The 11,357-nt window shown below is 55.1% G+C and carries 10 protein-coding genes and 1 tRNA gene; 10 read left to right on the plus strand and 1 reads right to left on the minus strand.

Annotated features, from left to right (window positions below; all coding sequences use genetic code 11):
- From ACWB12_RS16835 to ACWB12_RS16880, 10 genes are all read left to right on the plus strand, one after another.
- The coding region (locus ACWB12_RS16835; protein ID WP_479531260.1) for a monovalent cation/H+ antiporter subunit D family protein at positions 1–1,418 on the plus strand (1,418 nt) is incomplete at its 5' end.
- Positions 1,408–2,877 carry a proton-conducting transporter transmembrane domain-containing protein gene (locus tag ACWB12_RS16840; RefSeq protein ID WP_479531261.1) on the plus strand — a complete coding sequence of 490 codons (1,470 nt, stop codon included), beginning with the start codon at positions 1,408–1,410 and terminating at the stop codon, positions 2,875–2,877. The genes ACWB12_RS16835 and ACWB12_RS16840, both read left to right, overlap by 11 nt.
- Positions 2,874–3,194, plus strand: a complete 321-nt coding sequence (locus ACWB12_RS16845) for a hypothetical protein (protein WP_479531262.1) — start codon at positions 2,874–2,876, stop codon at positions 3,192–3,194. The genes ACWB12_RS16840 and ACWB12_RS16845 overlap by 4 nt, the downstream gene beginning before the upstream one ends.
- Positions 3,195–3,196: 2 nt before the next feature.
- Positions 3,197–3,541 carry a hypothetical protein gene (locus ACWB12_RS16850; protein WP_479531263.1) on the plus strand — a complete coding sequence of 115 codons (345 nt, stop codon included), beginning with the start codon at positions 3,197–3,199 and terminating at the stop codon, positions 3,539–3,541.
- Positions 3,531–5,231: a Na(+)/H(+) antiporter subunit D gene (locus ACWB12_RS16855; RefSeq protein ID WP_479531264.1), complete on the plus strand. Its 1,701-nt coding sequence runs from the start codon at positions 3,531–3,533 to the stop codon at positions 5,229–5,231. The genes ACWB12_RS16850 and ACWB12_RS16855 overlap by 11 nt, the downstream gene beginning before the upstream one ends.
- A gap of 219 nt (positions 5,232–5,450) precedes the next feature.
- A complete protein-coding gene (locus ACWB12_RS16860) occupies positions 5,451–6,104 on the plus strand; it encodes an ABC transporter ATP-binding protein (protein ID WP_479531265.1) in 654 nt (217 codons plus the stop codon).
- Complete coding sequence (locus ACWB12_RS16865) at positions 6,088–7,653, plus strand: KpsE/RkpR family capsule polysaccharide export protein (protein ID WP_479531266.1); 1,566 nt, start codon at positions 6,088–6,090, stop codon at positions 7,651–7,653. Before ACWB12_RS16860 ends, ACWB12_RS16865 begins: the two co-directional genes overlap by 17 nt.
- Positions 7,654–7,745: 92 nt before the next feature.
- The gene (locus tag ACWB12_RS16870; RefSeq protein WP_479531269.1) at positions 7,746–9,185 is read left to right on the plus strand and encodes a phosphomannomutase/phosphoglucomutase; all 1,440 of its coding nucleotides are present in this window, start codon (positions 7,746–7,748) and stop codon (positions 9,183–9,185) included.
- A gap of 90 nt (positions 9,186–9,275) precedes the next feature.
- Entirely contained in the window at positions 9,276–10,583 is a 1,308-nt protein-coding gene (locus ACWB12_RS16875) for a mechanosensitive ion channel family protein (RefSeq protein WP_479531267.1), read from the plus strand.
- Positions 10,584–10,745: 162 nt separating this feature from the next.
- A tRNA-Gln gene (locus tag ACWB12_RS16880) sits at positions 10,746–10,820 on the plus strand.
- A 145-nt stretch (positions 10,821–10,965) separates the two neighbouring features.
- On the opposite strand, the gene ACWB12_RS16885 is transcribed toward ACWB12_RS16880, so the two are convergent.
- A partial coding sequence (locus ACWB12_RS16885) for a hypothetical protein (protein WP_479531268.1) occupies positions 10,966–11,357 on the minus strand: 392 nt, incomplete at its 5' end.

An 11,357-nucleotide genomic window follows, 5' to 3' on the forward strand; every position in this document is an offset into this window, starting at 1 on the left:
CTTGGCCAATTGCATTCCCTGCCAGCCTTGCCTCGTTCCTGATTTCAATAAAGCTGTTGTTGCAAGTGTTGGATAGCGGGGTGATTTCCTATCACATCGGCGGCTGGGCTCCGCCGATGGGCATTGAATACCGGATTGATGCGGCCAATGCGTTCGTATTGCTGCTGGTGTCAGCGATTGGCACCATCGTAATGCCCTACACGGTGCAAAGCATCAAATCCGAGATATCAGAACGCCATCACACCCTGTTCTACACCGCATATCTGTTGTGTTTCACCGGCCTATTGGGCGTGGTCGCCACGGGCGATGCGTTCAACGTCTTTGTGTTCCTGGAAATTTCCTCGCTGTCCACCTATGTGCTGGTGGCGATGGGCGCAAAGCAGGACAAACGCGCCCTGACCGCCGCTTATGATTACCTGATCATGGGCACCATTGGCGCGACCTTCTTTGTCATCGGTATCGGGTTTTTATACGCGGGCACCGGCACACTGAATATGGCCGATATTGCCGCCTATATTTCCCTTAACGGGACTGACCGGACCATCATGACCGCGTTCGCCTTTATCGTGGTGGGAATGGGGCTGAAGGTGGCGATTTACCCGCTGCATCTGTGGCTGCCCAACGCCTATACTTACGCGCCATCTGCCGTATCCGCCTTTCTGGCCGCCACCGCGACCAAAGTTGCGATCTACGTTCTGCTGCGGTTCATGTTTTCAGTGTTTCAGCCGGATTTCCTGTTTGAAATGAATTCCGTAAAATGGCTGATGATGCCGCTGGCGCTGGTGGCGATGTTCGCGGCCTCGCTGATCGCTGTGTTCCAGTCCGATCTGAAACGCATGCTGGCCTATTCCAGCATCGCGCAAATCGGCTATATCCTGCTGGGCATCGGGCTGCTGTCCAACACCGGCCTGTCCGGCGCCATTGTACATCTGTTCAACCACGGCATCACCAAGGCCGCCCTGTTCATGGGTGTTGGCGCGTTGGTGTTGCGGTCAGGCAGTTCTTTCTATGCGCGGATTGAAGGGATGGGCAAAGTCATGCCATGGACCAGCTTTGCCATTGTGATTGCCGGCATGTCGCTGATCGGGGTTCCAGGCACCGCCGGATTTATCAGCAAATGGGTTCTGGTGCAGGCCGCGATTGAGCAAGGGTGGTGGTGGATTGCGCTGGCGGTTGTGGCATCCTCTTTGCTAGCAATGATCTACGTGTGGCGGGTGATCGAGGTGCTTTATATGAAGCAACCAATTGATGCGACGCGACGCGAGGCCCCGCTGTCAATGCTGATCCCGATGTGGATCATAGCACTATCAACCATCTGGTTCGGGTTGGATACCGAGCTAACGATGACGGCGGCACGAACTGCGGCTGATGGGTTGTTGAACGGCTTTGTTGCTGGAGGTTCGACTCTTGGACACTAACACCGCCATCCTGCTGACCATGCTGGTCCCTGCCGCCGCGGCCATAGGCAACCTGCTGCTGCGCAACTTTGCCAATTTACGCGATGGCATGACGCTGGTCGCCGCCATCACCACATTCCTGACCGTGCTGGTGATCCTGACCAATGTGGGCAACGGCACCACCGATCCGCTGGTGTTGTTTGAGGTATTCCCGGGCCTAAGCATCGCCTTTAACGTTGAACCGCTGGGCCTGATGTTTGCCATCCTCGCCTCGGGCCTGTGGATCCTGACCCACATCTACGGCGTCGGCTATATGCGCGGCAATAACGAGGACAACCACACACGGTTCTTCGCCAGCTTCTCACTGGCAATAGCTGCTGTCATGGGACTGGCGTTTTCCGCCAACATGTTCACCCTGTTCCTATTTTACGAAATGCTGACCCTGTCGACCTATCCGTTGGTTGCCCACAAAGGCACGCCCGAAGCCATCAGCGGCGCACGCACCTATCTGGGTATCTTGATGGGCACATCAATAGGCCTGTTGCTGGTCGCGGTAATCTGGACCTACACCCTGACCGGCACGCTGGACTTCACCCAAGGCGGAATCCTGCGCGGCAACATTGCGGGACCGATGGTTGCCGTGTTGTTGGGGCTATACGCATTCGGGATTGGCAAGGCGGCGTTGATGCCGTTCCACCGCTGGCTGCCCGCCGCGATGGTTGCGCCGACGCCGGTCAGTGCCCTGCTACATGCGGTCGCCGTGGTCAAGGCAGGTGTGTTCACCATGCTTAAGGTCGGAATCTATATCTTCGGTATTGATTTTCTGGCCGAAACGGGGGCGTCCGAGTGGCTGATGTGGGTGGCCGCCTATACCATCATCGCGGCGTCCATTGTGGCGATGACCAAGGACAACCTGAAAGCGCGGCTGGCCTACTCCACCATCAGCCAGCTATCCTACATCACCCTTGGCATGGCGTTGGCCACCTCGATGGGCGCACTTGGCGGCGGCATGCACATCGCCATGCACGCGATGGGCAAGATCACTTTGTTCATGTGTGCAGGCTCGATTTATGTTGCGACCCACAAGACCAACATCAGCCAGATGAACGGGCTGGGGCGGATCATGCCGATCACCTATGGCGCGTTCCTGATCGGGGCGCTGTCGATCATCGGTCTGCCGCCACTGGGCGGATCATGGAGTAAATGGCTGCTGATCGTCGGCGCGGCGGACGCGGGTCAACAGGTGATGATCGCGGTGCTGATGCTGAGTTCGTTGCTGAACGTTGCCTACCTATTGTCGATTGTCGGCAAAGGCTTCTTTTGGCCAGCCGAGGCAAACGCGGAACCCGTCAAAATCGCCGAGTCTCCCGTGCTGGTCTGGCTACCACCGGCCATCACGGCATTCGGCTGTTTGTTGCTGTTTTTCTACGCCACCAATATCAGGGATTTCCTGCTGCCAATTGTAGGGGGCGCACAATGAGCGATTACATGACAGACACTCCGAAAACGGATGAGGGCAGACACGCCTATGGTCAGCGTTTGCAAAAGCAGGGCCAACGCGAACTGTATATTCGCAAAGCACTGCGGGCGCATTTCGGTCTGGGGATTGACGAAACCATCGCCATCTGCGCCGATCTGCCCAAAGCGCGGCTTTTGGAATTAAAAGAACTGCGACGCCGATTTCCCGATCTGAACGAAAACCGTCTGGCGTGGAAAATATCCAAGTCGCTGACAATCCCGAAGGAAGATGCCCTAATCTGGGCCCAGACGTTGATCGCCAAAGAAGGGAAGGCCTAATCATGTCAGACCATGAAACCGACCCAGCCAAACTCCCCGCCCTTGGGCGAATGCTGCTGTGGGTAGACAAGCCTGGCAGCGCCAACAAAATTTTCTGGGCGCTGGTGGTGCTCTGTGTTTTGGTGTTTTTGGCCGATTTCACATTCGAGAAACACGGCTTCTTTGACATCGAAAACCTGCCTGGATTTTTCGGCATTTATGGCTTCATCATGTTCACCGGCCTGATCCTTGCTGCCAAAGGCTTGCGCGTGCTGATCAAGCGGCCCGAGGATTTCTACGGCGATAAAGCTGTGGATCGCGAGGAATACCCCGAGACCGGACTGGGAAAGGTCGATCATGATGCTTGACCAGATCCCCACCGCATTTCTGTTCTTCATCGGCGCAGCTGCCCTGTTCGCCCTGCCCCAAGGCCACCTGCGTGGCGCATTGCTGCTGATTGTGCCGGTAATCGCGGCGTGGCAGGTCTGGGGTTTAGAGATCGGCTCGCAACTTACCATGCCGTTCTTCAACTTCGAACTGGACCTGATGCGGGTGGATAAACTGTCTCGCATGTTCGGCCTGATTTTCTGCCTCGCGGCGTTTCTGGGCAACCTATACGCATGGCACATACGCGATACAGTGCAACAGGTAGCCGCCCTCCTCTATGCCGGATCTGCCATCGGGGCGGTGTTTGCCGGCGATCTGATCACGTTGTTTTTCTACTGGGAAGGCACCGCGATTGCCTCGGTGTTCCTGATTTGGGCGCGCCGAACCGAAGGCGCGTTCCACACCGGTATGCGCTATCTGATCATCCAGATTGGATCGGGCGTGATCCTGATTGCAGGGGGGGCGCTCTACTACCGCGACACGGGGTCCATTACCTTTGAAAACATGACACTCGGCTCACTCGGCACATGGCTGATTTTTCTGTCGTTCGGCGTTAAGGCGGCGTTTCCGCTGCTACACAACTGGTTGCAAGACAGCTATCCGGCGGCGACCATCACCGGCACGGTGATCCTGTCGGCCTTCACCACCAAACTAGCGATTTACGCGCTGGCACGCGGGTTTGCGGGCACTGAAATCCTGATCTATATCGGCGTGATCATGGCCGTCTTCCCGATTTTTTTCGCCGAGATCGAAAACGATCTGCGCCGCGTGCTGGCCTATTCGTTAAATAACCAGCTTGGCTTCATGGTGGTGGGCATCGGGATCGGGTCTGAAATGGCGCTGAACGGCACCGCCAGCCACGCCTTTGCGCACATCCTTTATAAGGCGCTGTTGTTCATGTCGGTTGGCGCGGTGATGTTTCGCACCGGCACATCAAAAGCGTCGGAACTGGGTGGCTTATACCGCACTATGCCCAAAACCGCGATGTTCTGTCTGGTCGGGGCAGCGTCTATTTCCGCCTTCCCGCTGTTCTCGGGCTTTGTGACCAAATCGATCATTCTGGACGAAGCCGCATCGGGCCAGATGTATATCGTCTGGTTGGCGCTGGTGTTTGCCTCGGCGGGCGTGCTGTCGCATTCAGGCATCAAAATCCCGTTCTTTATGTTTTTCGCCCATGACAGCGGCATGCGCCCCAAAGAAGCGCCAACGCATATGTTGCTGGCAATGGGGCTAACCGCAGCTCTGTGTATCGCCATCGGCGTCTACCCTGCCCCGCTCTATGCGCTGTTGCCCTATGATGTCGATTTCACCCCTTACACCACCAGCCATGTGGTTGGGCAACTACAACTTTTACTATTCGCATTGTTGGCCTTTGGCATCCTGATGCGCACCGGCATCCATCCGCCAGAGGTGCGTGCGGTCAATCTAGATACGGACTGGACTTACCGCTGGTTGCTGCCCCGCATAATCCGCCGTATCGCGGGCGTGGTTGGTGCAATCTGGAACGGCACGCTCGCGTTTCTGGGCGCACGGATCAAGAACATCATCGCGGGCCTATACCATTCACACGGCCCCGAAGGGCGCATGGCCAGCGCATGGCCAACAGGATCAATGGTGATCTGGATTTCGGTATTGTTGGGGGCAACACTGATCATTAGCTTCTTTGGCTAATAGTTGCCGAATCGGAAACAAAGACAAAACTCGGCCCGATTTCTGGCGCTATTGCTTGCAAATTGGAAATAATATAACCAAATTCACCATATTTCGCCATTCATCAATGGAGTTCCAACAGCAACTGGGACATAATAATGTCGTAAAGCTGCTTTAGAGCAGCTGTTAACCAAAACCCGCTAAGGGTAACGGCAACTAGAGGCAGAGCCGGAGCAATACATGCTCGAGTTTGTAAATGTAAGTAAGTCCTTTTGGACAGGAACGCAGCGCAAGGTTATCCTTGATCGCGCCTCTTTTCGTGTGGAACTGGGCAATTCCATTGGCATCTTGGCCAAAAACGGCACCGGCAAAACCACGATCATCAACATGATGGCGGGGCTGGAAAAACCGGATGAGGGCCAGATCATCAAAACCTGCCGCGTTTCATTTCCGCTGGGATTCATGGGCGGCGTGATCAGTAAACTGTCGGCGATGGAAAATTCGCGTTATATCGCGCGGCTATACGGGCTGGATCCCGACTACATCGAGGCGTTCTGTCGCTGGTTGTGCGGGCTTGAGGAATACTTTGATATGCCGGTCGGCACCTACAGTCAGGGGATGCGCTCGCGGTTCAGTTTTTCGCTGATGCTGGCGCTGGATTTCGACCTTTATTTGATCGACGAGGGGATGCCGTCGACAACCGACACGGAATTCAATAAAAAAGCAGGTGACATCTTGCGAGAACGACTGAAAACTACAACCGTGCTGATCGTTTCGCATAAACCCGAAGTACTGGAGCAGTTCTGTCGCTCGGCAGCGGTGCTACGGGATGGCAGACTGCATATGTTCGATACTCTGGAAGAGGCAAAGCAACTTTATGACTACGAAGCCTAAAGCCAAAAAATATCGTATCCGCCGCAGCGGGTCGCTCAGTGCTGCTCCCGCGGCGGCAGCAACTGCGCAAGCAGTGCAGGATGCAATAGGCAGTGACGTGTCGGACGCTCGCGAGGTCGCAACCGAGCAAAGCATCGATGACATCCGCAAAGAAGGTTTGACCGGGCGACAATTGCGCATGGCGCGGCGTGTGGCGCAGAAATACGGCCTGGCACCGACATCCGATTTTGACGCGGTCCGCCTTTTGCGGGCCAAAGGCGTTGATCCGTTTCAACGGGCAAACATGTTGGAACTGGTTGTTGCGGATGGAGCGCCGCAGGAAACCCAGCCGCAATTGCCACAAACCGTCCCAACTGGCCAGCCCAATCTGCCATCAACCGAGGTGGACACGGCGGGTGCTCGCGCCAAAGAAATTATTGCCATCCAGCGCGATATTGCCAAACGGCGCCGCAAAAAACTGACGCTGCTTTTGTCGCGGCTGGCCTTCTTTGTTTTGTTGCCCACACTTCTGGTTGGCTATTACTACTATGCAATCGCCACCCCGATGTATGGAACCAAATCCCAGTTTGTCATCCAAAAGGCGAATGCTCAGGGGGCGGGCAGCGGGATTGGTAGCCTGTTTGGCGGCACAGGCCTTGCGACCTCGCAAGATTCCATAGCTGTGCAAAGTTATCTGCAATCGCGCGAAGCAATGCTACGCCTGAATGACGACCTCGGGTATAAGGCCCATTTCGCCCAAGACTGGATCGATCCTATCCAGCGGCTTGCCAGTGACGCCACCAACGAGACCGCATACAAGCTATACCAGCGCCGTGTTAACATCAGTTATGATCCGACCGAAGGTATCATCAAAATGGAGGTCGTCGCCGCTGATCCCGATGTAAGCGCGGCCTATTCCAATGCCCTGATTTCATATGCAGAAGATCAGGTTGACCATATGACAACCCGCTTGCGCGCAGATCAGATGAAAGGGGCGCGCCAAAGCTATGAGGATGCGGAAAAGGAAATGCTTGCCGCTCAGGAACGGGTTATCGATCTGAAGGAACAATCCAACATTATTAGCAGTGATGTGGCTATTAGTCTGCTGACAAGCAAAATTTCAGCGCTTGAGCAAGTTCTGGTTCAGGACGAGCTGACCCTTGAGGAATTGAAATCCAATGCAAGACCCAATCCTGCCAAAGTAGAGCCGCTCGAACGCAAGATAGCATCCCTCCAGAATAAGATTGCCGGATACTATGCCGAATTAACGGCAGGCACATCTAACGGCGAATCTCTGGCGCGGGTCACCAGTGAATTGGCGGTCTCGCAGGCCAATCTGGAAACCCGAAATCTGATGATGCAGGCCGCTTTACAGCAGCTTGAAACCGCCCGCATCGAAGCCAACCGGCAGACCCGTTACTTGTCGCTCGGAGTTAGCCCGATACCGCCGGACGAGGCCACCTATCCGCGCAAATTCGAGAACACCATTCTGGCGTTCCTGATCTTTGCCGGCGCCTATCTGATGATGTCATTGACCGCGTCAATCTTGCGCGAACAGGTATCAGCGTAATATCCGGAAATCATAGCCAATAGCGAGATAGAACCGTGAAGAAACCAATCCAGCAAGTCCGCGAAAACACTTGGGAATTTCTGCGTGATCCAATGATCACCCCGACCGGATTCCGCGAATATGACGCGCGGTGGAAATACCCTGATGATATCAATCTAGCAGGCATCACTGCCCTTGGCCTGGGTCTGGGCACCCAAATGCGCCAGCACGGGATCGAGCCGGTGATCGCTGTTGGCAATGATTACCGCGATTATTCCCTGTCGATTAAAAACGCGCTGATGCTGGGGCTGATGCAGGCCGGAATCCACGTCAAAGACATCGGCCCTGCCCTGTCGCCAATGGCCTATTTTGCCCAGTTCCATCTGGACGCGCCTGCCGTGGCAATGGTTACTGCCAGCCACAATCCAAACGGCTGGACCGGTGTCAAAATGGGATTTGAGCGCCCGCTGACCCACGGCCCTGACGAGATGAACGAGCTGCGAGATATTGTGCTGGGTGGCCGCGGTTTGGCCCATGAGGGCGGCAAATACGAATTTGTTGACGGGGTGATGGACGCCTACATCGACGATCTGGTTGGCGACTTCCAAATGAGTCGCAAGTTGAAGGTGGTTTGCGCCACCGGTAATGGAACCGCCTCGGCTTTTGCGCCCGAGGTGTTCAAACGCATCGGCGTTGAAATCGTGCCATCCCACAACGAGCTGGACTACACCTTCCCGCATTACAACCCGAACCCCGAAGCAATGGAAATGCTGCATGATATGTCTGCGTCTGTCACAGCATCCGGCGCGGACCTTGCGCTTGGGTTTGATGGTGACGGGGACCGCTGCGGCGTGGTTGATGATACGGGCGAAGAAATATTTGCCGATAAGGTTGGCGTGATCATGGCGCGGGATTATGCGAAGCTGTATCCGGATTCAACCTTCGTGGCGGACGTGAAATCAACCGGCCTGTTTGCATCCGATCCCGAATTGCAAAAATACGGCGCCAAGGCTGATTACTGGAAAACCGGTCACAGCCACATGAAGCGCCGCGTCAAGGAACTTGGCGCACTGGCGGGGTTTGAAAAATCCGGCCACTATTTTCTGGCTGAACCGATTGGCCGTGGTTACGACTGCGGCATGCGCGTTGCCGTTGAAATCTGCAAATTGCTGGATCGCAATCCGGATAAATCCATGTCCGACCTGCGCCGTGCCCTGCCGCAAACATTCGCCACCCCAACCATGTCGCCCTATTGTTCCGACACGGAAAAATATGATGTGCTGGAACGGCTGGTGGCCAAGCTGGTGCAATTACATAAGGACGGCGGCAGCATCGCAGGGCGCAAAATATTCCAAGTTGTCACCGTGAACGGTGCGCGGGTCATTCTGGACAATGGCGCGTGGGGGCTGGTGCGGGCCTCAAGCAATACACCCAATCTGGTGGTGGTCTGTGAAAGTCCCGAAAGCGACGCCGAAATGCGGACCATTTTCAAGGATATTGACGCTGTGATCCGGACCGAACCCAGCGTGGGTGATTACGACCAAACGATCTAGGACAATCCGCTATAGGTCTGGATTATCTGACTGGCATTGCGAATTTGACGCGGTTAAGCTGTGTCAAATTTCAACAAACGGATTTTCCCGATGCGCCTGATCAAAAGTCTACTTATCCTTCTGCTCCTGTCCCTTCCAACCTATGCCCAAGACAGCGGTGAAGCCCAGCCTACCGGCACAATCGAGGTTGAGGACAGCGCCCAGCAGGACGCCGCCATCGCGGTGCGTATCCGCGACATTCTGGGCGAGCTGGATGGCTATGATGACGTCACCGTTACGGTGTCCTCGGGCATCGTTTCGCTCAACGGCACGGCCCTTGACGGGGATGCAATTTCGCGGCTCGGGGAACTGGTTAGCAGGGTTGACAGCGTAGTCACCATTGAAAACAACGTCACCGAAACCACTGATCTGGTTGAACGCCTGAACCCCGCGATTGAGCGGTTCTGGACGCGGATACAACAAGCCGCCGCCTTTTTGCCGCTGGCGATGGTGGCGCTGGTGGTTTTCGCGCTGATCGTATTCATCGGATTTTTCATCGCACGACGCAAACAACCGTGGAACCGGATCGCGCCGAACGCCTTTATTGCCGATATCTATCGGCAGGTTATCCGTGTGTCCGCAATCATCGCCGCCGTCGTTGTTTCGCTTGATATCATCGGCGCCACCGCGTTGTTATCGACCATTCTGGGGGCCGCCGGGATTATTGGTCTGGCGATTGGTTTTGCAGTTCGCGACACGGTTGAGAACTTTATCGCCTCGATCCTGTTGTCCATGCGCCAACCGTTCCGGCCCAATGATCTGATCGAAATCAACGGCGATATGGGCAAGGTGATCCGTCTGACATCACGCGCGACAATCCTGTTGTCGCTAGATGGCAACCACATCCGCATCCCCAACGCGACCGTGTTCAAAAGCCGCATCATCAACTACACCCGCAATAAATCCCGCCGTTTTCACTTTGATCAAACCATTGACGCTGGCAAAGACCTGAAACAGCAACGCCGCATCGTGCTGGACACGTTACAATCCCTGCCTTTCGTGCTTGAAACCCCTGCCCCTAGCGTCTGGATCGAATCCGCCAGCAAAGACAGCGTAACATTGCGCGTTTCGGCATGGTTCGACCAGCACGAAAGCGACCTGTCACTTGCCCGCGGCGAGTCGATCCGGAAAATCAGGGCAGCCCTGCTGGAGCAGGCCAAAAAGCCAACCCGCAAAACTGCAAAAACATCTCCAGCAGCTGCCAAAGGCAAAAAACAACGCGTCCCTGCGCAAGATACAGATAACTCGGTCGAGAACGTGGGATCCTCAAGCGATCAGGAACTGGAACGTATGATCGAGGCCGAACGGATAGATACGAGTGCAAACGACTTGCTAAACCGGGACGCATTAGAAGAATAGCACAAATGGTTGGATATTTTTCCCATTTCGGGGCTTGAAGAGTCATTGCCAGCATCGTATCTACCCGCCAGAGCAATTTGCATCTAACCTGAATCAGAATTCCCCCCCCAGAGTTGGGTGAATTTTCGATATTTGATTTAGAGAAATGTAAAACGCTCCAGTTGGGACGTGGCCTAGTGGTAGGGCAACGCTTTTTGGTAGCGCAGATCGTAGGTTCGAATCCTACCGTCCCAGCCAGCACCTTTCGAACAGTTGAATAAGGGCCGGTGGGGTCGTCTGGTAGCTAAAGTGCCCCAATAAGTGCCCCTGTATCTGGGGGGAGGGGGAATAGGTATAAGTAATGGAAGAGCAGCACCCATAACACCCCACACTACACCCCGCACTAGCGCCCCAGAAACCGCTCCCCCCGCCCCCGATAGCCAGCCGTCCTTTGTGGTGGGTTCCTTATTGACCAATACCCGTTTACGGTGTGATCAGCCGAGGTGGCCAGATACTGGTCGAGGCTCGGATGGTCTTGGGAGACCGCTAGTGAGCCGCCGATGTAGGCGCGGGTTGCGCTTTTCATAACCTTGGTTAGTTCCTGTGTAAGTTCATGATTTACGATAAAACTATCATGGACACATAACACTGGAATTCCCTGATTGGTGAAGTGCTCCAGAACATGCGCTGCTATCTGGCTATCAACATTCATCAATCGAATACCCTGATCCGAACAAATGCTGTCTGCTAGATGTGGGTGTTTTGCCACGAAGGCATCGAGTAACACTCTCAAGG

It is taken from the genome of Profundibacter sp., from assembly GCF_056498605.1.

Bases quoted from the DNA above. Each gene is read 5' to 3' on its own strand.
- ACWB12_RS16845 (WP_479531262.1), top strand. From the start codon at position 2,874: ATGAGCGATTACATGACAGACACTCCGAAAACGGATGAGGGCAGACAC.
- ACWB12_RS16850 (WP_479531263.1), top strand. From the start codon at position 3,197: ATGTCAGACCATGAAACCGACCCAGCCAAACTCCCCGCCCTTGGGCGA.
- ACWB12_RS16855 (WP_479531264.1), top strand. From the start codon at position 3,531: ATGATGCTTGACCAGATCCCCACCGCATTTCTGTTCTTCATCGGCGCA.
- ACWB12_RS16860 (WP_479531265.1), top strand. From the start codon at position 5,451: ATGCTCGAGTTTGTAAATGTAAGTAAGTCCTTTTGGACAGGAACGCAG.
- ACWB12_RS16865 (WP_479531266.1), top strand. From the start codon at position 6,088: ATGACTACGAAGCCTAAAGCCAAAAAATATCGTATCCGCCGCAGCGGG.
- ACWB12_RS16870 (WP_479531269.1), top strand. From the start codon at position 7,746: ATGATCACCCCGACCGGATTCCGCGAATATGACGCGCGGTGGAAATAC.
- ACWB12_RS16875 (WP_479531267.1), top strand. From the start codon at position 9,276: ATGCGCCTGATCAAAAGTCTACTTATCCTTCTGCTCCTGTCCCTTCCA.